At 63.6% G+C, this 24337-nt stretch carries 23 protein-coding genes; 12 read left to right on the forward strand and 11 right to left on the reverse strand.

From position 1 onward, the window contains the following. Window positions 1-20: 20 nt before the first annotated feature. Window positions 21-575 (reverse strand): pilus assembly protein N-terminal domain-containing protein, encoded by a 555-nt coding sequence (locus tag G522_RS26165; protein WP_051228457.1) that lies wholly within the window; start codon window positions 573-575, stop codon window positions 21-23. Between the two features lie 409 nt (window positions 576-984). On the opposite strand from G522_RS26165, the gene G522_RS29500 reads away from it, so the two are divergent. From G522_RS29500 to G522_RS0108630, 9 genes are all read left to right on the forward strand, one after another. Then, the gene (locus G522_RS29500) at window positions 985-1158 is read left to right on the forward strand and encodes a Flp family type IVb pilin (RefSeq protein WP_084633050.1); all 174 of its coding nucleotides are present in this window, start codon (window positions 985-987) and stop codon (window positions 1156-1158) included. Between the two features lie 227 nt (window positions 1159-1385). After that, a complete protein-coding gene (locus G522_RS0108595; RefSeq protein WP_026790685.1) occupies window positions 1386-1898 on the forward strand; it encodes an A24 family peptidase in 513 nt (170 codons plus the stop codon). A gap of 151 nt (window positions 1899-2049) precedes the next feature. Then, window positions 2050-2844 carry a Flp pilus assembly protein CpaB gene (gene cpaB, locus G522_RS0108600; RefSeq protein ID WP_026790686.1) on the forward strand — a complete coding sequence of 265 codons (795 nt, stop codon included), beginning with the start codon at window positions 2050-2052 and terminating at the stop codon, window positions 2842-2844. A 41-nt stretch (window positions 2845-2885) separates the two neighbouring features. Beyond that, entirely contained in the window at window positions 2886-4277 is a 1392-nt protein-coding gene (locus G522_RS0108605) for a type II and III secretion system protein family protein (RefSeq protein ID WP_026790687.1), read from the forward strand. 22 nt (window positions 4278-4299) lie between these two features. Continuing rightward, window positions 4300-5010 (forward strand): CpaD family pilus assembly protein, encoded by a 711-nt coding sequence (locus G522_RS26170; protein ID WP_051228458.1) that lies wholly within the window; start codon window positions 4300-4302, stop codon window positions 5008-5010. A gap of 12 nt (window positions 5011-5022) precedes the next feature. Then, entirely contained in the window at window positions 5023-6294 is a 1272-nt protein-coding gene (locus G522_RS0108615) for a CpaE/TadZ family protein (protein ID WP_026790688.1), read from the forward strand. A 23-nt stretch (window positions 6295-6317) separates the two neighbouring features. Next, entirely contained in the window at window positions 6318-7784 is a 1467-nt protein-coding gene (locus G522_RS0108620; RefSeq protein WP_026790689.1) for a TadA family conjugal transfer-associated ATPase, read from the forward strand. A 25-nt stretch (window positions 7785-7809) separates the two neighbouring features. After that, window positions 7810-8808, forward strand: coding sequence for a type II secretion system F family protein (locus G522_RS0108625; RefSeq protein ID WP_026790690.1), 999 nt, complete (start codon window positions 7810-7812; stop codon window positions 8806-8808). An 8-nt stretch (window positions 8809-8816) separates the two neighbouring features. Further along, entirely contained in the window at window positions 8817-9791 is a 975-nt protein-coding gene (locus G522_RS0108630) for a type II secretion system F family protein (RefSeq protein WP_026790691.1), read from the forward strand. Window positions 9792-9866: 75 nt separating this feature from the next. Here G522_RS0108630 and upp read toward each other — a convergent pair whose 3' ends face one another. The 10 genes from upp to G522_RS0108680 form a co-directional block, all read right to left on the reverse strand. Further along, on the reverse strand, window positions 9867-10493 hold the full coding sequence (gene upp, locus G522_RS0108635; protein WP_026790692.1) for a uracil phosphoribosyltransferase: 627 nt from the start codon (window positions 10491-10493) through the stop codon (window positions 9867-9869). 92 nt (window positions 10494-10585) lie between these two features. Then, entirely contained in the window at window positions 10586-11572 is a 987-nt protein-coding gene (gene add / locus G522_RS0108640) for an adenosine deaminase (RefSeq protein ID WP_036838606.1), read from the reverse strand. 11 nt (window positions 11573-11583) lie between these two features. Beyond that, window positions 11584-12801 (reverse strand): phosphopentomutase, encoded by a 1218-nt coding sequence (locus G522_RS0108645; RefSeq protein WP_026790694.1) that lies wholly within the window; start codon window positions 12799-12801, stop codon window positions 11584-11586. An 85-nt stretch (window positions 12802-12886) separates the two neighbouring features. Then, window positions 12887-14203, reverse strand: coding sequence for a thymidine phosphorylase (gene deoA / locus G522_RS0108650; protein ID WP_026790695.1), 1317 nt, complete (start codon window positions 14201-14203; stop codon window positions 12887-12889). Beyond that, on the reverse strand, window positions 14200-15021 hold the full coding sequence (locus G522_RS0108655; protein ID WP_084633067.1) for a purine-nucleoside phosphorylase: 822 nt from the start codon (window positions 15019-15021) through the stop codon (window positions 14200-14202). Before G522_RS0108655 ends, deoA begins: the two co-directional genes overlap by 4 nt. Window positions 15022-15027: 6 nt before the next feature. Next, a complete protein-coding gene (cdd, locus tag G522_RS0108660) occupies window positions 15028-15447 on the reverse strand; it encodes a cytidine deaminase (RefSeq protein WP_026790697.1) in 420 nt (139 codons plus the stop codon). A gap of 1 nt (window position 15448) precedes the next feature. Beyond that, a complete protein-coding gene (locus G522_RS0108665) occupies window positions 15449-16417 on the reverse strand; it encodes an ABC transporter permease (protein WP_026790698.1) in 969 nt (322 codons plus the stop codon). Between the two features lie 11 nt (window positions 16418-16428). Then, window positions 16429-17532, reverse strand: coding sequence for an ABC transporter permease (locus tag G522_RS0108670; protein WP_026790699.1), 1104 nt, complete (start codon window positions 17530-17532; stop codon window positions 16429-16431). 7 nt (window positions 17533-17539) lie between these two features. After that, window positions 17540-19063, reverse strand: coding sequence for an ABC transporter ATP-binding protein (locus tag G522_RS0108675; protein ID WP_026790700.1), 1524 nt, complete (start codon window positions 19061-19063; stop codon window positions 17540-17542). A gap of 80 nt (window positions 19064-19143) precedes the next feature. Continuing rightward, on the reverse strand, window positions 19144-20139 hold the full coding sequence (locus G522_RS0108680; protein ID WP_026790701.1) for a BMP family lipoprotein: 996 nt from the start codon (window positions 20137-20139) through the stop codon (window positions 19144-19146). A gap of 424 nt (window positions 20140-20563) precedes the next feature. Between G522_RS0108680 and G522_RS26175 the strand changes: the two genes are divergently transcribed. The 3 genes from G522_RS26175 (at window position 20564) to G522_RS0108695 (ending at window position 24329) form a co-directional block, all read left to right on the forward strand. Beyond that, window positions 20564-20989 carry a methylglyoxal synthase gene (locus tag G522_RS26175; protein WP_051228487.1) on the forward strand — a complete coding sequence of 142 codons (426 nt, stop codon included), beginning with the start codon at window positions 20564-20566 and terminating at the stop codon, window positions 20987-20989. A gap of 12 nt (window positions 20990-21001) precedes the next feature. Continuing rightward, window positions 21002-22018 carry a glucokinase gene (gene glk, locus G522_RS0108690; RefSeq protein WP_026790702.1) on the forward strand — a complete coding sequence of 339 codons (1017 nt, stop codon included), beginning with the start codon at window positions 21002-21004 and terminating at the stop codon, window positions 22016-22018. A gap of 70 nt (window positions 22019-22088) precedes the next feature. Then, window positions 22089-24329, forward strand: coding sequence for a heavy metal translocating P-type ATPase (locus G522_RS0108695; protein WP_026790703.1), 2241 nt, complete (start codon window positions 22089-22091; stop codon window positions 24327-24329). Window positions 24330-24337: the final 8 nt, after the last annotated feature.

Raw genomic sequence — 24337 nt, forward strand, 5'->3', positions numbered from 1 at the left:
AGCGGTGTAGCTGACCATATCTATTGGCTGTTCGGAGCAGCCGGGGTCGAAGCGCTTGCGCTCCCGCCACTACCGTTGCCTGTAGCTCCGCCGGTCGAGGTCGTGGCCGGAGTACCAGCGCCGGCCCCGTTATGTTGAGAGACTTGGCTGAGAATATTTCCGAAATGCTCCGAATCATCGCCTGGCACAGCCGCTGGCTGACATTCTGGCAGACAGCTTAACGACTGCCGCTTGGCGCCCTTATAGACCGTGACGAAATTTTCCGACGCCGCGAGCACGGCGAGCTGCACGTCGGTGATGGTCTCGCCTTGCCCATCAAGCACGATGAGGTTGGTCTGGCCATAGGCCCGCCCTGTGACGATCAGTGTCTGTGAATCTTGCAGCGTTGCATCGGCAATCGCTGGGTTGCCAATCACGATAGTGCTGGCCGGCGCCGCCAGCCGGTAGATCTTGGCCTGATCGAGTTCGACCTTTACTAGATCGCCGGCTCGGCCGGGACCAGCCATCAGGGCTATGACCATCGGTCCGGCGAGAACCGCTGCCAGTAGAGCCGAACGAACGAGCCTCGTGGACATGGAACGCTCCGGTAACCATCTGTTCACCGCATCATCCCGAAAGTTGGTAAACAAAGCGCCAACGTGCCTGCGCTTTTCAGCGCTCCAGCTTGGCGAAAGGCTTGGCGTGCCAAACTGGCAGCCAATTTAGAGGTACCAGCAAGGCTCGTGTTTGAGCGGAAAGAAGCGTTTTTCTGTCTTTTTCAGCTTCCGTAGCCGGTTGATAGCTAGGTAAAGGAAGAGTTTTTTGCCTGGACGTTCAGTTAACTTTAACCATCTAGCGATTTCTGCCAATAGGGTCGTGTTTCATCGATCGCCTTAACTCGGTGGAAACAGCTCACAGCTTAGTTTGATCGCGGTTCAGACGGGTCAGGCGAAATTAGACCTTCGAACCTGTGCTGTCAGATAAGTGAGCTTAGGAGTACCTCAAATGAAGGCTCTCGTTTCGCGTTTCCTCAAGGACGAGTCCGGCGCTACCGCTATCGAATACGGCCTGATCGCCTCGCTGATCGCCGTTGCTATCATCACCGCCGCCGGTACGCTCGGCAACAGCATCTCCAACACCTTCAGTTCGGTTGCCGGCAAGATGAAGAACGCCACCTGAGATTCGGGCGGAAGGTTTGCGAGGCTGCTTCGGACCGGATGTCCAAGAGGCGGCCGGATCTGCGGCTCTAGCACAGATTTCTTGAGTCAATCGCATAAGGGGAGGTCAGAACGGCCTCCCCTTATGCTTTTGTACGATCATCGTCCATCGTTCAGACGCCGTTTACCCCGCTCCGCTAGCGTCGGGCGCCGTCCCGCATTCCGGCAGATGTCCCGGAGAAAGCCGTTTTGCTCATTCTCGCAGCCCTCATTACAGCCGTCTTCCCCGTCGTAGTCACGGTTTCTGCCTGCTACGACCTGCTGACGATGCAAATTCCCAATCGCTTCCCGGTGTCGCTTGCCATCGCGTTTCTGGCGCTGGCACTTCTGTCCGGCCTGCCGCTTCCTACGATCGGTATTCATTTTCTTGCGGGATTGGCTGTCCTTATTGGCACCTTTGTTCTTTTCGCCTTTGGCTTCCTCGGCGGCGGCGACGCCAAGCTTGCCTCGGCCATCGCGCTCTGGCTCGGAGCCGAGCAGGCTCTGCCCTTTCTGGTGTTGACCGCCCTGTTCGGTGGTGCCCTGTCGCTCGCCGTGCTGGCGTTCCGTGCGATACCGCTGCCCGGATTCCTGCTTGGATGGCCACCGGCACTACGTCTGCACGAAAAAGGCGCGGGCGTTCCCTATGGCGTCGCGCTCGCCGCCGCCGCGCTCGTCGTCTTTCCCGACACGCCGGGATTTCTGGCCTTGGCAAAGATATGACGCGGCAAAGATCGCCAGTTCCTGGCGTTTCCTGAACGGGCGATACAAACCGAGACGATTTCAAACAAGTTATTAACCATAAATTCAGCGTTACCCCGTGTACTCGGACGTTGAGTGAAACGCTCGTCGTCCTAGGTCACGAGGCAACATCATGCGCCCGATCCAACTGGTTATTTTGCTCGTCGCCGTCGGCGCTGCCGCCGGTGCGGGGCTCATAGCGACCCGGATCGGCACCCGCGCACCGGACGCACCTCAGAATATTGCCGCCCAGCCGGCGGCGCCTCCGATGGACCTCGAAGACGTGCTCGTCGCCGCCAAGGATATCGGTATCGGCAAGACCGTCGACGCCGACAACCTCGTCTGGAAACCCTGGCCGAAGGATGGGCTCAACGACGGCTACATTCAGCGATCGGGCGAACCGGACGCTGTCACCGATTTGAAGGGCATGCTGACGCGCGGCCCGATTCTGGCCGGCGAGCCGATCCGCAAGGCCAAGCTGGTGCGGTCCGATCGCGGCTTCCTCTCCGCCGTTCTGCCTGAAGGCATGCGCGCTGTGGCGGTCCGCGTCAACGCTGCCTCGACGGCGGGCGGGTTCATCTTGCCGGAAGATCGTGTCGATATTCTTCTGGTGCGCCAGAAGGAAGCCAATGACGCGGTGGCCGAGACCATTCTGACCGACATCAGGGTGCTGGCCATCGATCAGTCGGTGCAGCAGACCGGCGATGACAAGCAGCCATCGATGGTGGCGCAGAACACGGCAACGCTGGAGCTTACGCCCGACCAGACCGAGCTTGTCACCCAAGCTCAGCAGATCGGATCCATTTCATTGGCGTTACGCCCTCTCGTCGACAACGATCAGCCCGCCGCTCGCCAGCGCAAACCTACCGGCGTCGCCGTCGTGAAATTCGGCGTCGTGTCCCGCGTCACGGCTCAGCAAGCGCCATGAACCAAGCGCCCCGACCGATTGCAACTTCAGGAAACCCGGTCATGAACCGCTGCCTAGCGCTGATTCTTCCCCTCGCGGGCCTCATTGCCACCGGCCTTGCCTTCCTGCCCGAGCCGGCCCGCGCCGCCGATCCCGCCGGCCTCAGTTCGGTTGCCGAGATCGAGGGGCGGGTTATCAATCTCGGTCTCAACAAATCGATGGTCATCGACCTGCCCGACGATATCCGCGACGTTCTGGTGTCCAACCCGGCGATCGCCGACGCGGTGGTCCGCAACAATCGCAAGATTTACCTGATCGGCATGAGTGTCGGCGAAGCCAACGTCTTCCTGTTCGGTGATGGCAATCGACAGATCGCTCATTTCGAACTGGTGGTCGGGCGCGACACCGTCGGTCTGGAAAAGACCCTGGCCGAGGTTATCCCCGACTCGCATATCAAGGCTCAGTCGCTCGGCGATTCGCTGGTGCTCTCGGGCACCGTCACGTCGGCGGAGGCGGTTGCCACGGCAACCAATATCGCCGGCAAATTCGTTGGCTCACCCGACAAGATCGTCAATTCGATCACCATCTCCGGCTCGGATCAGGTCAACCTCCGCGTCGTCATCGCCGAGGTGGAAAAGAATACGGTCAGGAAGCTCGGCATCGACATGGCCGGCGCAGTGGGGGCCGTTGCCGCCGCCAGCTCTCCGGCCAATCTCACATCCAATCTGGCCGGGTTGTCGTCCAATTCCACAAAGCTGTTCGGTATTGGCGACACGAGCACCAGCTCGGCGCTGAACATCTCGACCGACCACTTTACTGCGATGATCAATGCCCTGAAGACGCAGGGCGTGGTCCGCACACTGGCGGAACCCAACGTCACAGCCATTTCCGGCCAACCGGCCAAGGTGGTGGTCGGCGGCGAAATCCCCTACACGCTGGCCAGCAACAACGGCAATACCATCAACTTCAAGGAATATGGCGTCATCTTGAAGTTCACGCCGGTGGTGCTGAGTTCGGGCCGCATCAGCCTCAACATCAATACCGAGGTGAGCGATATCGACACCTCCTACGGTACAAGCACACCGGCCATCAAGAAACGCGGGGCCGAAACCACCGTCGAGGTACCATCCGGCGGCGCCATCGCCATCGGTGGCCTCCTGCGCGACAACATCTCCAAGAGCATCAACGGCACACCCGGCTTGTCCGACCTGCCGATCCTCGGCGCGCTGTTCAAGAGCGAGGCCTATCAGCGCCAGCAGACCGAACTGGTGGTGTTTGTGACGCCTTATCTCGTCAGGCCTGTTGCGGCGTCGGCCATTACCCGCCCCGACCAAAATCTCAACTTCCAGGCGGATGCCCAAAGCTATTTCCTGAATCAAATCAATCGCATCTATCGCGTCAACGGTGCCGCTTCCGGTTCCTATCAGGGCCGCTACGGCTTCTCCTATGATTAAGCCGGCGCATTGGAGGAGTGCCATGCAGGCAATGAATCCGCTTATCAGCTCCGAGAGAGCGCCGCGTCGGTTCTTGAGGCCGACTATCGTCGCACTGGCGCTGACGCTCGCCGCTTGCAATCAGCAGGGCCAAGTACTGACGGACGGCCTGCCGTCCGACGGCTACCGTAGCGCCTATCCGATCGCCGTTACCGAGGCGCCGCAGACCCTGGACATCCCCGTCGGCACCGGCACCGGAGGCCTTTCGCCCGACCTCAGAGCAGTGGTGGCTGATTTTGGAGCAGACGCGGCGCGCAACGCCACCGGACCGGTGGTGGTGATGACACCCTCGGGGTCGATCAATCAGGCAGCGGCCGACTATCTCGCGCGTCAGATTCGAACCGTGCTGAAGCAATCGGGCGTCGCTGCGACCTATCTCAGAAGCCAGACCTACGCGGTTGCCGATCCGCGCGTTCCCGCACCGATCAGGCTTGGATTTGCGCGCATCAAGGCGGTAAGCCCACCCTGTGGCCGTTGGACATCGGACGCCTTGCCCGACAACCAGAAGGGCACCGACGGCGCCGAGTTCGGCTGCTCCACCCAAGCCAATCTCGCTGCCATGGTGGAAAATCCGAACGATCTCCTGATCCCGCGTGCCGAAACGCCCGTGCGCGGCTGGCAACGCTGGGAAATGTTGCAGAAGGCGGCCAAGGGATCGAGCCCATCAGCCACCTATCCGACTTCGACCTTCTAGGAACCGACGGCTATGAACACCGACGACCCGTTCGTCCCCACCGCCTCTGGCCGCCCCGCCGATGCCGACGGGCTCAAGCCCGTGCCGCGCATCTCCATCCAAGCATTCTGCGAAACGTCTGAAGTCGCCGAGGCACTGGAGCAGGCGGCGGCCGATCGCCGCATGGCCAAAGCGCACGTCAAGGTGCACCAGGGTGGCGTGGCGGCCGCCCTGGATTTTTACGCCGCAGCTCCAACGCCGAACCTTCTATTCGTCGAAACGCGTGAACGGCGCGAGCAGGTATTGGAGCAGGTTGACCAACTAGCCTCTGTCTGCGACGCCGGCACCAAGGTCGTACTGATCGGCCATCACAACGATGTCGCCCTCTATCGCGATCTGATGCGCCGCGGCGTGTCGGAATACATGGTTGCCCCCTTCGGTCTCTATGACGTCATTCGCGAGATTGGCGAGATCTATCTTTCGCCCGACGTAAAGCCGGTGGGCCGGACCATCGCCTTCATTGGCGCTCGTGGCGGTGCCGGCTCGTCGACGGTCGCTCACAATGTCGCCTTTGCACTGTCGCGCGGTTTTGACGGCGGCGTCGTACTGGCCGATCTCGATCTGCCGTTCGGCACGGCCAGTCTCGACTTTAATCAGGAGCCGCCGCAGACGCTGGCGGATGCTCTGGCCGCGGGCGACCGAGTCGACGATGTGTTTCTCGACCGGCTGCTATCCAAATGCGCCGACAACCTGAGCCTGCTCGCCGCTCCGTCTACGCTCGACCGCCCCTTTGACCACGACGAGATGGCCTTCGATCCGATCCTTGAGGCGGCCCGCATCAGCGCACCTGCCATTATTCTCGATGTGCCCCATCTCTGGACGGCCTGGGTTCGCCGCCTCCTCGGTGCCGCCGATGAGGTGGTGATCACCACCATGCCCGACCTCGCCTCCCTCAGGAACGCCAAGAACCTCATCGACCAGCTGAAAATGGCCCGCCCCAATGACGGAGCGCCACGGCTGGTCATCAATCAGGTCGGCCTGCCGAAGCGGCCGGAGATCAAGCCCGTCGATTTCCAGAAGGCGCTGCAGCTTGAGCCGTCAGCCATCATTCCCTTCGATGCTGCTCTGTTCGGCACAGCCACCAACAATGGCCAAATGATTGCCGAGATCAACGCCCGATCGCCGGTCGCTCAGATCTTCGACACGCTTGCCGCCCGACTTACCGGCCGAAGCGTGACCCGCACTGGCCGCAAGTCGGCTCTCACGCCCCTGCTCGCCCGTCTGCCGCGCCTCAAAGCCCACTGACGATCAGGACAAGGAGACGTTCAATGTCTTTTGGCAAGCGTGGCTCATCGGGTTCGGCAGTGGAGAAACCGGCGACCGCGACCGCAGCGCGGACGGTCGAAACGGCACCCATTGCCGCGCCGGTGGCAACGCCGGCGCCTGGCCCCACTGCCCGTCCTGCGCCCGCACCAGAAATGCAGGAGCGGCGCAAGTCCGATAGCTATTACGACACCAAGTCATCAATCTTCTCGGCGCTGATCGAAACGATCGACCTCAGCCAGCTCGCCAAGCTCGATATCGAGACGGCGCGCGAAGAGATTCGCGACATCGTCAGCGACATCATCTCGCTGAAGGCCGTGGTGATGTCGATATCCGAGCAGGAAGAACTGCTCGACGACATCTGCAACGACGTGCTGGGCTATGGCCCGCTCGAACCGCTGCTGGCCCGGGATGACATCGCCGACATCATGGTCAACGGTGCCGACGCCACTTTCATCGAAGTGGGCGGCAAGATGATCAAGACCGGGGTGCGGTTCCGCGACAACGTGCAGCTGATGAACATCTGCCAGCGCATCGTCAGCCAGATCGGTCGTCGTGTCGATGAAGCCTCGCCGATCTGCGACGCCCGCCTGCCGGACGGTAGCCGCGTCAACGTCATCGCGCCGCCGCTCGCCATCGACGGGCCGACGCTGACCATTCGTAAGTTCAAGAAAGACAAGCTGACTCTGCCGCAACTGGTCAAGTTCGGCTCGATCACACCCGAAGGCGCCGCCATCCTCGAGATCATCGGCCGCTGCCGTTGCAACGTGCTGATTTCAGGCGGTACCGGTTCGGGCAAGACGACGTTGCTCAACTGCCTTACCGCCTACATCGAGCCGACGGAGCGCATCATCACCTGCGAAGACGCCGCCGAACTTCAGCTCCAGCAGCCGCACGTCGTCCGTCTGGAAACGCGCCCGCCCAACCTCGAAGGCGAGGGCCAGGTGACCATGCGCGATCTCGTGAAGAACTGCCTGCGTATGCGGCCGGAACGGATCATCGTCGGCGAAGTGCGTGGTCCTGAAGCCTTTGATCTTCTTCAAGCGATGAACACCGGCCACGACGGCTCGATGGGTACGTTGCATGCCAACACGCCTCGCGAGGCGATTTCCCGCATCGAGTCGATGATTTCCATGGGCGGCTACACGCTGCCGGCCAAGACGGTGCGCGAGATGATCGTCACGTCGATCGATGTGATCATCCAGGCGGCACGCCTTAGAGATGGTTCGCGCCGCATCACCCACATTACCGAGGTGGTCGGCCTGGAAGGCGATGTGGTGATCACCCAGGATCTCTTCGTCTACGACATCGTCGGCGAAGAGAGCGATGGCAAGCTGATCGGTCGTCACAGGTCGACCGGCATCGGCCGTCCGAAGTTCTGGGATCGCGCCCGTTACTATGGTGAAGAACGGCGCCTCGCCGCCGCCCTCGACGCATCTGAAGCACCGGCGCCAACCGGCGCTTACACCTAACAATCGCGAGCGATAGGAGAGGAGCATGCAGATTGACATCCGCGTCCTCGCGATGATGGGCCTCGTCGGCTTCTCGATCGCTGCCCTGCTCTACGGCTTTTTCTACGGGCGCATCGAGCGGCAAGCTTCGGTCGAGCGTCGGCGAACCCTGGTGGTCGCGCCTTCAGTCGATGTCGAGCAGGCGACCAAAGCGGCGACGCCGACAGCCCGGCGCCGCAACGTCAAGGAGACGTTGAAGGATCTGGAGGTCAAGCAGAAGCACAAGGCGTCGAAATCCACCAACCCGCCCATGCAACTTCGCCTTCAACAAGCCGGCCTCACCGTACCGATCGCCCGCTTCTACATCTATAGCGCTCTCACAGGACTTATCCTCGCGGCCGTTTGTTTTGCCATGAGCCTGCCGATTTATCTCATATTTGGAGCGGGTTTCGTCGGCGCCTTCGGTCTGCCGCGCTTCTTTGTCAACTTCGTCCGCAAGCGCCGCCACGCTGCCTTCATCGAGGAGCTCGCCAACGCGGTCGAGGTCATCGTTCGCGGCGTCAAGGCCGGCCTGCCGCTCAACGACTGTCTCAGGATGATTGCCAGCGAAGCCAAGGAGCCGGTCAAGAGCGAGTTCCGAGCCGTCATCGAGACGATGCAGCTCGGCGTGCCGATCGACGAGGCTGTCGCTCGCATGTACGAGCGTGTGCCGCTGCCGGAGACCAACTTCTTCGGCATCGTGCTCTCCATCCAGTCGAAAGCCGGCGGCAACCTCTCCGAAGCGCTCGGCAACCTCGCCAAAGTGCTGCGAGAGCGCAAGAAAATGCGGGCCAAGATCCAGGCCATGAGCATGGAAGCCAAGTCGTCGGCGTCCATCATCGGTTCGCTGCCGATCATCGTCACCGGCCTCGTCTACATGACCAGCCCCAGCTACATCATGGTGCTGTTCGTTACACCGATCGGCCAGATCGTTCTCGGCATTTCGCTTCTCTGGATGCTGACCGGCATCTTCGTGATGAAGCGCATGATTTCCTTCGACTTCTGAGGGCCACAATGGGCGCGATCATCGATACCCTACGCGATCCGGTGACCCTGATGGCCATCTTGGTATCGCTTGCCATCTTCGCTACGGTTCTCAGTCTGGCCATGCCGCTTCTGTCGAGCGATCGCTTGCCGGCGCGCATGCGCGCCGTCGCCGACGAGCGCGAGAAGATACGTCAACGCGAACGCGCCCGGCTTGCCGAGGAGGGGCGCGGCTCGCTGCGCGGCAAAGAATCCAAGGCCTACATGCGCCGCCTCGTCGACAGACTGTCGCTCAGAAAGGCGTTGCTCGACGACAAGGGCGAGGAAAAACTGAAGCAGGCCGGCTTCCGCAGCGAAGCGGCCACCACAACCTTTCTGTTCGCGCGTTTCGTGCTGCCCTTCGCCTTTCTGGCCATCGCCATCTTCTATGTCTTCATCGTGCTCAAGATCGAGCGCCCCCTCCCGTTCAAGCTTGGCATCTGCTTGGTGACCGCCTATGCCGGCTTCTACCTGCCGATCATCATCGTTTCCAACGCACTGCAAAAGCGCCAGCAATCGATCAAGCGCGCCTTCCCCGATTCCCTCGATCTGCTGCTCATTTGCGTTGAAAGCGGCATGTCGATCGAGCTTGCCTTCCGCAGGGTCTCCGAGGAGATCGGCAGCCAATCACTGGCACTCGCCGAAGAGCTGAGCTTGACCACAGCCGAGCTGTCCTTCCTGTCCGACCGCCGCCAGGCTTATGAAAATCTGGCCAACCGCACCGGCCTCGACGGCGTCAAGGCGGTGTGTCTGGCACTCATTCAATCCGAACGTTACGGCACGCCGCTCGGCCAGACGTTGCGCGTTCTCAGCCAGGAAAACCGCGACATGCGCATGAACGAGGCAGAGAAGAAGGCGGCGGCGCTGCCGCCCAAGCTGACCGTGCCGATGATTCTGTTTTTCCTGCCGGTGCTGTTCGCCGTCATCATGGCGCCGGCCATCATCAAGCTCACCACAATGCATTGAGTGTCATCACTCGTAAGAAAAAGCCCCGGCCGTCGAGCGGCCGAGGCTTTAGCATTCCGAATTGGATAGAGGCGCCTACTTGGTGCCGTACATGCGGTCGCCGGCGTCACCGAGACCGGGCACGATATAGCCCTTCTCGTTGAGGTGGCTGTCGATCGCCGCCGTGAACACCGGCACGTCCGGGTGCGCCTCGGTGAAATGCTTGATGCCTTCAGGCGCCGCGAGCAGGCAGACGAAGCGGATATCGCGAGCGCCACGCTCCTTGAGCTTGTCGACGGCAGCAATCGATGAATTGCCGGTCGCCAGCATCGGATCGACCACGATTGTGAGACGGTCGGAGAGATCGGCCGGCGCCTTAAAGTAATATTCGACCGGCTGCAGCGTCTCATGGTCGCGGTAGATACCGATGTGCGACACGCGGGCCGCAGGCACCAGATCGAGCATGCCTTCGAGGAGACCGTTGCCGGCGCGCAGCACCGAGGCGAACACCAGCTTCTTGCCCTCGAGAGTCGGCGCCGTCATGGTCTGCAGCGGCGTTTCGATCTCCACCTCGGTCAGCGCCAGATCACGCGTCACCTCGTAGCAGAGCAGCGTCGAGATCTCACGCAACAGCCGCCGGAAGCTCGCTGTGGAGGTTTCCTGCTTGCGCATGATGGTCAGCTTGTGCTGCACCAGCGGATGATCGATGACCTTGACGCTCATGGGTTCCTCGCGGGCTTTGAGTTTCGGCGACCATAGAGACTCAAAGCCGCCTCCGAAACCGGCATTTTCCCCGATCTCCACCAGATTTCCGCTCACAACAGGGCGAAAAGCTTCGCTTTGGTGACCTCGTCGCAGAAGGCGTCCTCAATCGCCGTCCGCGTCACCTCGACCAACTCGGCATCGCTCAGGCCAAAGGTGTCACGCGCCACGCGATATTCGTGCCCGACCGACGTCCAGAAGAACGGCGGATCGTCCGTATTGAGTGAGTGGCGAACGCCGGCTGCCCGGAGCGCCAAGAGTGGATGGTCGGCATAATCCTGATAGACCCCGAGGGTGACATTGGACACCGGGCAGATTTCAAGGTGGATGCCCTCCTCAGCGATGCGACGGACGAGATCAGCATTCTCGATGGCACGCACGCCATGGCCAATACGTTTCACCGGAAGCGCATCAAGAGTCGCCGCAACGCCTTCCCAAGAGCACCATTCCCCGGCATGGCAGGTGAGCGGCAGGCCGGCCTCGGCAGCGATCTCGAAGGCAGCGGAGAATTCATGCGGCGCATGCAGGCGCTCCTCGCCAGCCATACCGAAGCCGACAACTTCCGGAACGAGATTATTGACCGCAGCCCGCGCGGCCTCGACACCCCGCTCGGGACCATAGTGCCGCTCGACAAGCGGGATGATGCGACCAATGATGCCCGTGGCCGCCTCGGCACGTCGCAATCCTTCGGCGATGCCGTCGAGATAGGCGCGGTAGCCGAGACCGGAACGTTCGCCGAAATCCGGCGACACGAAGAACTCGGTATAGATCGAGCCGGCAGCGGCAGCCTGCCGCTGATAGACCTCGGCAATCTCCGCGAAATCCTCAGGCGTGCGGAATACCGACGCGGCAAGGTCATAGGCAACGAGGAAGGCCGAGAAGTCCGTCCAGAGATAGCGTCCCTCCTCGTCGAAAAGACGTGACACATCGACACCATAACGGGCGGCGTTGCGACGAACGAGGTCCGGCGCGGCGCCGGCCTCCAGATGAACGTGCAGTTCGGCCTTCGGCACCGAAGGCACGGCGGTCGGTTCGGTCATGGGGCTGTCTTTCAGAGCAGTGAGCGGCCGTGCAGGCCCGGTGCAAGGCCGAGCCAGGCGGCAACGGTCTCGGCCATGTCGGCAAAGGTGTCGGGTCGTCCGGCGGGACCGGATGGAACATGCGGACCGGCAAACAGCGCCGGCACGCGTTCCCGTGTGTGATCGCTGCCACGCCAGGTGGGATCGCAGCCGTGATCGGCGGTGATCAGCAGCATATCGCCCTCGGCCATCGCCGCCTCCACCTCCGGCAGCCGCCGATCGAAGGCCTCCAGACAGGCGGCGTAACCGGCAACATCGCGCCGATGACCATATTCGGTATCGAAATCGACGAGGTTGACGAACACGAGATCACCGGCGCCGGCTTCGCCGAGCGCGGCAATGCCGAGATCAAGGTTGCCGTCGTTGGACTTGCCCTTGCGAGTGATGGTGATGTTCTGGTGGGCGAAAATGTCGCCGATCTTGCCGATGCCGTAGACCTTGCTGCCCACCGCTTCGACGCGGGTGAGCAGCGTCGGCTCGGGCGGCGGCACGGCATAGTCGCGCCGGTTGGCGGTGCGCTTGAAGGTATCTTTGGTCTCGCCGACGAAGGGGCGGGCAATCACCCGGCCGACCTTGTAGGAATCGACCAGCTTGCGGGCGATCTCGCAATCGGCCAGCAGCTTGGCGAGGCCGAAATGCGTCTCGTGCGCAGCGATCTGCATGACGGAATCGGCCGAGGTATAGACGATCGGCTTGCCGGTGCGGATGTGTTCCTCACCGAAGCGGGCAATGACCTCGGTACCGGAGGCATGACAATTGCCGAGGATGCCGGGCACGTGGGTCTCGCGCGCATAGGCTTCGATCAGTTCAGGCGGGAAGCTCGGCGGCTCCGGCGGGAAATAGCCCCACTCGAAAGGCACCGGCACGCCGGCGATCTCCCAATGGCCGGACGGCGTATCCTTGCCGCTCGACACTTCGGCGGGAGCGGCATAGCGCCCCTCGGCCGTCATGCGGGTAAAACCGGCCGGCTTCCGGCCCGTAGCAAGTTCGGCGGCCAGCCCAAGGCCGAGGCGCTCGAGATTGGGAAGCGCAAGCGGTCCCGACCGCAAACCGTCCCGATCACCTCGTCCGGCCGCACACTCGGCAGCGATGTGGCCGAGCGTGTCGGAGCCCTCGTCGCCGAAGCGAGCAGCATCCGGCGCGCCGCCGATGCCGAAGCTGTCGAGCACGATGATGATGGCTCGTTTCATGGATCCTCCTCGGCGCCTGAGCCGCGCCTCAATCTTATTCTTGTTCCCTGGGGCAGCGCCGTCCGCGACCACCCCAGGAAAGACCTCAACCGCCGACCCGCTCGATCACCGACGGGCCGCGTTCCGGCCGATCGCCGAACCGGTAGGCAGCAATCAGCGCGGCCGCAGCGGCGTCGGCAGCCGATTCATTTGCCGCATGCACGAAGCCGAGCGGATGATCCGAGCCGACGTCCTCGCCAAGACCGGCCAGCGCCGAGAAGCCAACCGACGGATCGATGGGATCCTGTGGCCGGGTACGGCCACCGCCGAGCCCGACGACGGCAACACCGATCGCCCGTGCATCAATGGCGGCGATGGTGCCGGCCTGAGGTGCATAAACCGGCTTCACCACCGGCGCCTTGGCAAGATAGCTGTCGGCCTTGGTCACGAAATCGATCGGACCACCGAGCGCGCTGACCATACTGCCGAACACTTCCGCTGCCCGGCCGGAGGTGAAAGCCTCCTCGACCGCGACACGTGCCTCGGCGGCATCGGGACGAAGGCCGCCGATCACCAGCATTTCCGCCGACAGCGCCACCGTCACGTCCCACATGCGCGGGTCGATGCGCTTGCCAGTCAAGAAATCGACAGCGAGCTGCACTTCCAGCGCGTTGCCGGCCGCTGTTCCGAGCGGCTCGTTCATGTCGGTGATCAGGCCGATGGTGGGCAAGCCGGCGCCATTCGCTACATGGACAAGGCTTTCGGCCAGAGCGCGCGAGTCCTCAAGGGTTGCCATGAAGGCACCCGTGCCGGTCTTGACGTCGAGGACGAGACCGTGGAGGCCGGCAGCGAGCTTCTTAGAGAGGATCGAGGCGGTGATGAGGTCGATGCTCTCCACCGTACCGGTCACGTCGCGGATGGAATAAACGCGCTTGTCCGCCGGAGCCAGATCGGCGGTCTGGCCGATGACGGCACAGCCCACTTCGCGCACCACCTTGCGGAACAGTTCGTTATCCGGCTGCGTCTTGTAGCCCGGCACCGTGTCGAGCTTATCGAGCGTGCCACCGGTATGTCCAAGGCCACGGCCCGAGATCATCGGCACGTAGCCGCCACAGGCAGCGACGGCCGGCGCCAGCATCAACGACACGGTGTCGCCGATGCCGCCGGTCGAATGCTTGTCGAGGGCCGGTCCCGGCAGGTCGGACCAGTCGAGAACGGTGCCCGAGTCGCGCATCGCCAGCGTCAGCGCCACGCGCTCGTCGATGGTCATGCCACGGAAGAAAGTGGCCATGGCGAAAGCCGCCACCTGTCCCTCGGTGACCGAGCCAGCGGTCAGGCCCTCGACCATGAAGGTGATCTCTTCGCAGCTGAGCACGGCGCCGTCACGCTTCTTGCGGATGATCTCCTGCGGCAGGAAGCTCATGCGGATGCTCCATAGGCAGCGATAACGCGCGGCAGGATGCGCCGGAGCTTCTCGGCTCCCTTGGGCGCGGCTTCCTTCACCTCTTCATGGCTGAGCTCCTGATCGGTGAGCCCGGCGGCCGGATTGGTGACGGTGGAGACGGCGGCTACCTCGAGCCCCATGTAGCGGGCGAGGATCACTTCCGGCACCGTCGACATGCCGACAGCGTCGCCACCCAGGATCTTGGCAGCGCGGATCTCGGCCGGCGTCTCGAAGGACGGCCCGGTGAACCAGACATAGACGCCCGAATGCAGCTTGATGCCCTCGGCGGCAGCCGCTTCACGGAACAGAGACTGCAGACGCAGATCGTAGGCCTGCGACATGCCGACGAAGCGCTCATCGCCGAGTTCGCCGACCAGCGGATTGGAGCCGGTGAAGTTGATGTGGTCGGTGAGCAGCATTAACTCGCCCGGGCCGACCTCGAGATGCAGCCCGCCAGCCGCGTTGGTCAGGATCACCGCCTTGCAGCCGATCAGCTTCAGTACCTCGATCGGCGTCTTCATGATCGCCGCCTCGCCATGCTCATAGTAATGAGCGCGGCCGGATAGCACCGCGACGGGCTGACCGGCGATGCGGCCAATGACCAGTTCGCCCTTGTGGCTGGAGACGGTGGACACCGGAAAGCCCGGCAGGTCGGCAAAGGAGAAGCGGACGGCGCCCTCGACACTATCGGCGAACGAACCGAGCCCGGAGCCGAGCACCATGCCGACGATCGGCTTCAGATCCGTCTTGGCAGCAATCATCGCCGCCGCGCGGGCAGCGTTGGACATCTCGGACATGTTCGTTCACTCCTCCAGAACGAATCCGGCCGGCAACAGCTCGGCCATCGTGAAATGCTGGCTGGCACCGTCGGGATCGGCGGCCCAAATCTCGGTCGCCGGCGACGCTGCGAACTCCGACAAGCGCTGGCGGCAACCGCCGCAAGGCGTGCAGAAACGGCCGCCCGGCACGCGCTCGCCGTCGATGCGGCTCGCCACCACCACGGCGCGGACGATGCGCTTGGCGCCGCCCATCACCATCTGGCCGATCGCCGTCGTCTCGGCGCACCAGCCCTCGGGGAAAGCGGCATTCTCGACGTTGCAGCCGGAATAGATGTTGCCGTCGTCGGCGAGCAGCGCCGCGCCGACGGCATAGTTGGAATAGGGCGCATGCGCCCTTGCACGAGCGGCACTCGCCGCCGCGAACAGCTTGTCGAAATCGGCCATCTCAGCGCTCCTTGACGTAGGGTACGCCGCCAGCTTTCGGCGGCCGAGCCACACCGATGAAGCCGGCGAGCAGCACGCAGGTCAGCACATACGGCAGCGCTTGGAAGATCTGCACCGGCACCTCGCCGATGCCCGGGACATTCTTGCCCTGCATGAAGTTGGCGAAGGCGTCGAGGAAGCCGAACAGCAGACAGGCCAGCATCACCGGCACTGGACGCCACTTGGCGAAGATCAGCGCGGCGAGAGCGATGAAGCCCTTGCCGGCCGACATATCCTTCACGAAGCCCGCCGACTGGGCGATGGCGAGATAGGTGCCCGAGCAACCACAGAGAATGCCGGCACAGATGGTCGCCCGGTAGCGCAGCCAGGTGACCGAAATGCCGGCTGTGTCGACGGCACCGGGATTCTCGCCGACCGCGCGCAGGCGCAGGCCGAAGCGGGTGCGATAGAGTATCCACCAGGAGGCCGGTACGGCGAGGAAGGCAATGTAGGTCAGGATGTTGTGGCCTGAAATCACATTGGCATAGAAGCGGCCGATAAAGCCGGTGTCTCGCAGTTGGTTGGCATAGGGAAAGACAATTTCGGTGAAGCGCGCCGAGGGCGACAGCGGCGGTGTGCGGCCGCCTTGGCTGAACCAGGCCTGCCCCAGCACGGCGGTCAGGCCGGACGCCAGGAAGTTGATGGCAACGCCCGACACGATCTGGTTGCCGCGATTGGTGATCGAAGCAAAGCCATGGATCAGCGAGATCAGAACCGACACGGCGATACCGGCCAGAAGACCGATCCAGGGCGAGCCGGTCATGAAGGCGGCGACCGCCGCGGCAAAGGCCGAGAACAGCATCTTGCCTTCGAGGCCGATGTCGAACACACCGGCCCGCTCGGTAAACAGGCCGGCGAGTGCGGTGAAGATCAGCGGGATCGACAGGCGGATGGTCGAGCCGAGGATCGAGATGATGTCGAGATTTTCCATGACTCTCCCCCTCAGGCCTTGCCGAACCGCTGCCACAGCCGGACGATGGCCGGGCGGAACAGGTATTCGAGGGCGCCGGCGAACAGAACCACCAGACCCTGGATGACGACGATCATGTCGCGGGTGATCTTCGGCATGTCGAAGGATAGGGCGTCACCGCCCTGATAGAGCACGCCGAAGAGGATGGCGGCGAGCACGATACCGATCGGGTGGCTGCGCCCCATCAGCGACACGGCGATACCGACGAAGCCGGCGCCGCCGACGAATTCCACCTGCAGGCGGGCCGAAGCGCCCAGCACCGGGTTGAGCGCCATCATGCCGGCGAGCCCCCCGGAGATCAGCATGGTGATGATCACCGTCTTCACATAGGGAATGCCGGCGTAGACGGCAGCGGTCGGGCTGGCGCCGAGCGTGCGGATCTCGTAGCCGAACTTGGTCCGCCAGATCAGCACCCAGACGGCGGCGCACATGACCAGCGCGATGAGGAACGACACGTTGAACGGCGCAGCACCAATCTTGCCGCCGAACATGGCGATCAGCCAATCGAGCTTCGGAAGCTGCCCACCCTCCAGGAAGACGCGGGTTTCCGGCGCCATCTTGCCCGGCACGATCAGCACGTGGACGAGCAGATAGACCATCATCGCCGCGCCGATGAAGTTGAACATGATGGTGGTGATGACGATGTGGCTGCCGCGCTTGGCTTGCAGCCAGGCCGGGATCAGCGCCCAGGCGGCGCCGAAGATCGCGGCGCCGATCACCGCGAAGGGCATCGTCACATACCAGGGCACGTAATGGTCGAGGGCGAGCGAGGCGAGCGCCGCGCCGAGGCCACCGACATAGGCCTGACCTTCCGAGCCGATGTTGAACAGGCCGGCATGATACGCGACGGCCACCGACAGACCGGTGAAGATGAAGTTGGTGGCGTAATAGAGCGTGAAGCCGATACCCTCGCCATTGCCGAGCGCCCCTTGCAAGAGGAGCTTCACGGCTTCGAGCGGGCTCTCGCCGATGAACCAGACGACAAGCCCGGAGATCAGGAAGGCAACCACGAGGTTGAGGAACGGCATCAGGCCGTAAGTGATCCAGTTGGGAAGCGGTACGGACGCGGTGCTCATCTCGGCCTCACGCGGCAATGCCGGCCATCATCAGGCCGAGGGTCTGTTCACCGGTATCCGGCGTTTTTTCGCCGACCACATGGCCGGCAAACATGACGAGGATGCGGTCGGACAGCGAGCGGATCTCGTCGAGTTCCACCGACACCAGCAGCACCGCCTTGCCGGCGTCGCGCATGGCAATCAGCCGGCGATGGATGAACTCGATGGCGCCGATGTCGACACCGCGCGTCGGCTGCCCCACCACCAGAAGCGACGGATCGCGCTCGATCTCGCGGGCAACGACGATTTTCTGCTGGTTGCCACCGGAGAAATTGGCGGTCTTCAGCCGGCAGTTGGGTGGCCGGATGTCGTATTTCTCGATCTTGGCCTTGGCGTCGTCGCGGCAGGCGTCGAGATTGAGGAAGGGGCCTTTGCCGTAACGATCGTCACGATGATAACCGAGGACGGAATTCTCATTCTCCTCGAAGCCCAGCACGAGACCCATGTGGTGCCGGTCTTCGGGGATGTGGCCGATACCGAGCGCCCGGAGGCGGGCAGCATCGAAACCGGTCACCGGCTTGCCGTGCATGAGGATCTCGCCGGAGACCGGCTTGCGGATGCCGGTGATCGCTTCCAGAAGCTCCGATTGGCCGTTGCCGGCGACACCGGCGATACCCACCACTTCACCGGCACGAACGTCGAAGGACACGTTGTCGACCATGGTGACCCCACGGCTGTCCTTGACGGTGAGGTTCCTGACCGACAGCACCACGTCGCTGGGCGCGGCCGGTCCCTTCTCGACCCGCAACAACACGCGACGGCCGACCATCAGCTCGGCGAGTTCTTCCACCGTGGTTTCCGAGGTCTTGCGGGTCGCCACCATTTCGCCGCGCCGCATCACCGACACCGTATCGGTAATCGCCATGATCTCGCGCAGCTTGTGAGTGATCAGGATGATGGTCTTGCCCTGGTCGCGCAGCACGCCGAGGATGCGGAACAAATGATCGGCTTCCGCCGGCGTCAGCACACCGGTGGGCTCGTCGAGGATCAGGATCTCGGCACCGCGATAGAGAGCCTTCAGGATCTCGACACGCTGCTGCAGACCGACCGGCAGTTCCTCGATGATGGCATCGGGATCGACTTCCAGCCCGTAATCCGCCTCAAGACGCTTCAGCGCCGACCGTGCGTCGGAAACGCCCCGGCCGAGCAGCGCTCCGCGCTCGACGCCGAGGATCACGTTTTCCAAGACGGAAAAATTCTCGACCAGCATGAAGTGCTGGTGAACCATGCCGATGCCGGCGGAAATCGCCGCCTGGCTGTCATGGATGACGGTGTCCTTGCCATTGATGCGGATCGACCCACCATCAGCCTGGTAGAAGCCGTAGAGGATCGACATCAGCGTCGACTTGCCGGCGCCATTTTCACCAATGATGCCGTGGATCGAACCCTTGGCAACGGTGAGGTTGATGTTCTTGTTGGCGTGGACGGCGCCAAACTTCTTGTCGATGCCGATCAGTTCGATGGCGGGCGCTGCGGTCGGGGATGAGCTCACGGCTTGACGGCTCCGGATACGAAAAAGGCGCAAGGCACGCCCGAAAACCGGCCATGCCTTGCGCCCTCACGATGGTGAAATCACTTCGGGCAGGAGTTGTCCGACATGTAATCGTGCACCTTGACAGCGCCGGAGACGATATCGGCCTTGGCCTTCTCAACGGCCGCCAGGATCTCAGGCGTGATCAGCGGCTTGTTGTTGTCGTCATAAGCCCAGGCAACGCCGTCTTCCTTGATACCCAGCGCCTGGACGCCAGCCGTGAACTTGTCGGCCTTGGTGTCGGAGAAAGCGCCGTAGACGGCGAGATCAACGCGCTTGACCATCGAGGTCAGCACCGAGCCCGGATGCAGGTAGTTCTGGTTGCTGTCGACGCCGATCGAGAACTTGCCCTGGTCGGCAGCCGTCTGAAGCACGCCAATGCCCGAAGCACCGGCCGCCGCGTAGATGACGTCCGCGCCCTGATCGATCTGGCCCTTGGCAAGCTCGCCGCCGCGCACCGGATCGCTCCAGGCGGCGCCGGTGGTGCCGATGAAGTTCTGCAGCACCTCGTTGCCGGCCTTGGCCGCACGGGCGCCCTGATCGTAGCCGCACTCGAACTTACGGATCAGCGGAATATCCATGCCGCCGACGAAGCCGACCTTGCCGGTCTTCGAGAACAGGCCGGCGACGGTGCCGACGAGGTAGGAGCCTTCTTCTTCCTTATAGACTACCGAGCGGACGTTCGGCTTGTCGACAACGGCGTCGACGATGACGAACTTGGTGTCGGGGAATTCGGTTGCCACCTTCTCGATAGCGGAGGTCCAGGCGAAGGAGACGGCCACCACCGGGTTGAAGCCCTTGGAGGCGAAGTTGCGGATCGCCTGCTCACCCTGGGTGTCGCCGGTCGGCTCGAAATCGCGGTATTCGATGCCGGTCTCGGCCTTGAACTTCTCCGCGCCGCCGTAGGCTGCTTCGTTGAAGGACTTGTCGAACTTGCCGCCGGTACCGTAGACGAGCGCCGGCTTGATGTCCGCCGCCATGGCCGTGCTGGTGAGCATGGCTGCGACAAAGGTAGCGCCGATCAGTTTGTTGATCATCGTGTTCCTCACCCCTTTTGGAAGGAGCCCCCGTTCGGGCTGGTCGGCGGAGGAAACCCCATTTTGCCCCTCCCCCGAGTGGCGCATACCTAAGCATGCTTTCTACGCGTTTGCATCGTCTTTCTTCTGTTTTTGACCAAATGGACAATATTGATGCACAACGCTTTCGGCGAAGGCAGACGCTGCCAGATTCGGCGTCAACAACCGCGGAATCGTGCGGCTCCGGCGTTCCATTCGAGTGCCCGATGCCGACATTGTCGATCCAACGCTGCCTGAAACTTACGTATTTGCCCATAGAATAGCCGGGGTAGTAAGGCCTGTGACACTGAAATTTCCAGAGGGCGAGGAGCAAAACCAATACCGTTTCAGGGGGAAAGGCGCTAAGAGCGTGCCCAGCGAGTTCCTGCTGCATCCGAAGGACACGATGACTGCGCCTACCGCATCCGCCATCGCCCCGGCCATTGCGCTCGTCGCCCACGACGCCAAGAAGGACGAGATGGTCGCTTTCGCCCGCGTCCACGAACGCTGGCTGTCGAGCTTCCGCCTGTTCGCGACCGGCACCACCGGCGGCCGGATTCAGGAGGCCTGCCCTTCTCTCACGATCACCCGCCTGAAGAGCGGCCCGCTCGGCGGTGATCAGCAGATCGGCGCGATGATCGCCGAAGGCAGGCTCGGCGGCCTCATCTTTTTCATCGATCCGCTGTCCCCCATGCCGCACGACGTCGACGTCAAGGCTCTCACCCGCCTGTCGGTCGTCTACGACATCCCGATGGCCCTCAACCGCGCAACGGCGGAGCTGTTGATCCGCGCCGACGGTTTCGCCCTCCCCATCCCTGTTTTCTCTGACTGAGCGAAGATCACGATGTCCCAGAGCGCCCCCAGCGTCGTCACCTTTCCGGTCCTGTTCGCCGACATCGGCGGCACCAACGCCCGCTTCGCCCTCCTGACCGATGCCGATGCCGACATCCGCCATTTCGACACCGTCGAAACGCGGCTGTTTCCGACCATTGAGGACGCCATCCAGGGCGCGGTGATCGGCTCCGGCGCGCCCGTGCCGAAATCGCTGGTCTTCGCCCTGGCCGGACCGATCGGCGAGGAAAGCACCCAGCTCACCAATTGCCCATGGGTCGTTACCCCGAAGCGCCTCATCGAACGCTTCCGGCTCGATCACGTCATTCTGTTCAACGACTTCGAAGCGCTCGGTCTTTGTTTACCCGGCCTCAAGCCGAAGGATCTGGTCACCGTCGGCGGTACCCTGCCGCCCGAACGCGGCACCAAGGTGGTGATCGGCCCCGGTACCGGCCTCGGCGCCGCCGGCCTGGTCGATGCTGCGGGCCTGTGGGTGCCGGTACCCGGCGAAGGCGGCCATATCGACCTCGCACCGGTAACGGCCCGCGACTATGACATCTGGCCGCATATCGAGCGCGCCGGCGGCCGTGTCACCGGCGAGACCATCATCTGCGGCTCCGGCCTTCTGCGCCTCTATCGGGCGGTTGCCGCCGCCAGCAAGGCCTTCCCGGCCTGCGAGACGCCGGCCGCCGTCACCGGCGCCGCCGAAACGGGCGATCCGCTGGCCGTCGAAACCGTCGCGCTGTTCGCCGAGCATCTCGGCCGCATCGCCGGCAATCTCGCCCTGACCTTCCTCGCCCATGGCGGCGTCTATCTGGCCGGCGGCATCGCGCCGCGCATCGTCAAGGTGCTGCAGCAGGGCAGCTTCCGCGCCGCCTTCGAAGACAAGTATCCGCACCAGGGACTGATGGCCACCTTGCCAACGGCGATCATCGTCCACGACCGCCCGGCGCTCGCCGGCCTCGTCGATTTTGCCCGCCGCCCCGGCACCTTCGGCCTGCGCCTCGACGGCCGGCACTGGGTTGGCTGAGCAACGACAAAGTGAATGGGAGGCGCGCGGCCGGCCACAGGCATCTGCTATAAGTTGGCAGAGGTAAGACATGACCGACCCCGCCGAAAGCTCCGTCCGCTCCTTCGATATCCGTGGCATGACCTGCGCCGCCTGTTCGGCCCGCCTTGAGCGTGTGCTGAAGAAGACGCCGGGCATCCTCGATGCTCGCGTCAATCTCGCCCTTGAGCGCGCCGACGTCGCGGTCGCCCCGGAGGTAACGCCCGAGACGGTTGCCTCGGCAGTCGACCGGGCCGGCTTCTCGGCAACGTTGAGATCTGATGATCCCGTTGTCGCCCATGCCGAGCGGGAAGCGCGCGAAGCGGAAGCCGCCGCAGCCCGCCGCCGTACCGCCTGGCTGCTGGCGGTCTGCGCTCTGCTGACGCTGCCCTTTGTTGTCGCCATGGTGGCCATGATGGCCGGCCTCGGCCACATTCTGCCGGCCTATGCCCAGCTCATCCTGGCGACGGCCGTGCAGATCCTGGCCGGACGTCGTTTCTATCGCGGTGCCTGGAATGCCCTGCGGGGTGGTGGCGCCAACATGGACGTGCTGGTATCGCTCGGCACCACGGCCGCCTGGGGCTTCTCGGTCTATATGATGGCAAGCGTCCACCATATGGTGGAGGATCATCTCTATTTCGAAGCTTCCGCCGTCGTGCTGACGCTGGTCCTCCTCGGCAAGTTCCTGGAAGAGCGCGCCAAGGCCTCCACCACTCGAGCAGTGCGTTCGCTGATGGCGCTGCGTCCTGAGACGGCGACCAAGCTCGCCGACGACGGCAGCCAGACCGTCGTGCCGATCACCACCATCCTGCCCGGCGATCGCGTTCTGATCCGCCCCGGCGAGCGCGTGCCGGTCGATGGCCGCATCCTGACCGGCGAAAGCCATTTCGACGAGGCGGTGATTACCGGCGAGAGCCTGCCGGTGCGGCGGGCGTCGAGCGACCCGGTGGTCACCGGCGCCGTCAATGGCGAGGGAGCGGTCACCGTCGAAGTCGGCGCCGTCGGCGAGGACTCGACGCTCGGCCGTATCACCCGCCTGGTCGAGAACGCCCAATCCGGCAAGGCGCCGGTACAACGGCTCGTCGACCGCATCGCCGCCGTCTTCGTGCCGACAGTGGTCGGCGTGGCGACCGTTGCCTTTGCGCTCTGGCTGATCTTTGGCGGCGATCTCGAACAGGCGTTGGCCGCCGCCGTCGCGGTTCTGGTGATCGCCTGTCCCTGCGCCCTCGGCCTCGCCACACCGACCGCTCTGGTCGCCGGCACCGGTGCCGCCGCCCGCGCCGGTATCCTCATCAAGGACATCGAGGTATTGGAGCGCGCCGCCCACATCGACACCGTGGTGTTCGACAAGACCGGGACCCTCACCGTTGGGCACCCCGAGCTCCAGGAACTCGTCGTCGCCGACGGTGTCGAACCGGCCCGGCTGCTGGCGCTGTCAGCCGGCGCCCAGACGGGCTCGGAGCATCCGCTCGCCCGCGCCACGCTGGCCCGCGCCGCTGCAGACGGTGCCGCTCCCCTCGCCGCTGAGGAGGTAAAGGCCGTGCCCGGCAAGGGGCTCACCGCCCGTGTCGCCGGCGCCGATGTTCTAATCGGCACCGCCACCCTGATGGATGACCATGGCATCGACCATGCCGATATCGACCGCGCCGGCCTCGGCCGCCTCCGGCCGGAAATGACGCTCGCCTATGTCGCCGAGAACGGGCGGGCCATCGGCCTGTTCGGCTATGCCGACGCCCTGCGGCCGGAAGCGCCAGCCGGCGTGACCGAGCTGCGCCAGCGCGGCATCCGGACGCTGCTGCTCACTGGCGACCGGCCGCCCGCCGCCCGCGCCATTGCCGGCGCCGCCGGTCTTGACGACTGGCGAGCCGGGGTGCTGCCGGAGGGCAAAGCCAGCGAGGTGGAGAGCCTGCGCGCCGCCGGCAATCGCCTCGCCATGGTCGGCGATGGCGTCAACGACGCCCCGGCGCTGGCCGCCGCCGATGTTGGTATTGCCATGGGGTCAGGCGCCGATGTGGCCATGGAAACGGCCGGCATCACGCTGATGCGCCCCGATCCGCGCCTTGTCGCCGCCGCCTTCGACATTGCCGCCGCCACCTCCCGGAAAATCCGCCAGAACCTGTTCTGGGCGTTTATCTACAATATCATCGGCATTCCGCTCGCCGCCTTCGGCCTGCTGACGCCGGCCCTGGCCGGCGCCGCCATGGCCATGAGTTCGGTATCGGTGGTGACCAATGCCGGCCTGCTCACCCGTTGGGTTCCGAAGCTCCTGCCGATAGGGTCGGCAAAAGGCTGAACCACTCC

The organism is Pleomorphomonas oryzae DSM 16300 (assembly GCF_000422965.1).
GTDB classification, from domain to species: Bacteria; Pseudomonadota; Alphaproteobacteria; order Rhizobiales; family Pleomorphomonadaceae; genus Pleomorphomonas; species Pleomorphomonas oryzae.

Coding starts and splice junctions, on each gene's coding strand:
- G522_RS26175 (WP_051228487.1), top strand. CDS start 20,564: ATGACTGCGCCTACCGCATCCGCCATCGCCCCGGCCATTGCGCTCGTC.
- G522_RS0108670 (WP_026790699.1), bottom strand. CDS start 17,532: ATGAGCACCGCGTCCGTACCGCTTCCCAACTGGATCACTTACGGCCTG.
- cpaB (WP_026790686.1), top strand. CDS start 2,050: ATGCGCCCGATCCAACTGGTTATTTTGCTCGTCGCCGTCGGCGCTGCC.
- G522_RS0108655 (WP_084633067.1), bottom strand. CDS start 15,021: ATGTCCGAGATGTCCAACGCTGCCCGCGCGGCGGCGATGATTGCTGCC.
- cdd (WP_026790697.1), bottom strand. CDS start 15,447: ATGGCCGATTTCGACAAGCTGTTCGCGGCGGCGAGTGCCGCTCGTGCA.
- add (WP_036838606.1), bottom strand. CDS start 11,572: ATGACCGAACCGACCGCCGTGCCTTCGGTGCCGAAGGCCGAACTGCAC.
- G522_RS0108625 (WP_026790690.1), top strand. CDS start 7,810: ATGCAGATTGACATCCGCGTCCTCGCGATGATGGGCCTCGTCGGCTTC.
- deoA (WP_026790695.1), bottom strand. CDS start 14,203: ATGAGCTTCCTGCCGCAGGAGATCATCCGCAAGAAGCGTGACGGCGCC.
- G522_RS0108615 (WP_026790688.1), top strand. CDS start 5,023: ATGAACACCGACGACCCGTTCGTCCCCACCGCCTCTGGCCGCCCCGCC.
- G522_RS0108620 (WP_026790689.1), top strand. CDS start 6,318: ATGTCTTTTGGCAAGCGTGGCTCATCGGGTTCGGCAGTGGAGAAACCG.
- G522_RS0108605 (WP_026790687.1), top strand. CDS start 2,886: ATGAACCGCTGCCTAGCGCTGATTCTTCCCCTCGCGGGCCTCATTGCC.
- G522_RS29500 (WP_084633050.1), top strand. CDS start 985: ATGAAGGCTCTCGTTTCGCGTTTCCTCAAGGACGAGTCCGGCGCTACC.
- G522_RS0108665 (WP_026790698.1), bottom strand. CDS start 16,417: ATGGAAAATCTCGACATCATCTCGATCCTCGGCTCGACCATCCGCCTG.
- G522_RS26170 (WP_051228458.1), top strand. CDS start 4,300: ATGCAGGCAATGAATCCGCTTATCAGCTCCGAGAGAGCGCCGCGTCGG.
- G522_RS0108680 (WP_026790701.1), bottom strand. CDS start 20,139: ATGATCAACAAACTGATCGGCGCTACCTTTGTCGCAGCCATGCTCACC.
- G522_RS26165 (WP_051228457.1), bottom strand. CDS start 575: ATGTCCACGAGGCTCGTTCGTTCGGCTCTACTGGCAGCGGTTCTCGCC.
- G522_RS0108645 (WP_026790694.1), bottom strand. CDS start 12,801: ATGAAACGAGCCATCATCATCGTGCTCGACAGCTTCGGCATCGGCGGC.
- G522_RS0108630 (WP_026790691.1), top strand. CDS start 8,817: ATGGGCGCGATCATCGATACCCTACGCGATCCGGTGACCCTGATGGCC.
- G522_RS0108695 (WP_026790703.1), top strand. CDS start 22,089: ATGACCGACCCCGCCGAAAGCTCCGTCCGCTCCTTCGATATCCGTGGC.
- glk (WP_026790702.1), top strand. CDS start 21,002: ATGTCCCAGAGCGCCCCCAGCGTCGTCACCTTTCCGGTCCTGTTCGCC.
- upp (WP_026790692.1), bottom strand. CDS start 10,493: ATGAGCGTCAAGGTCATCGATCATCCGCTGGTGCAGCACAAGCTGACC.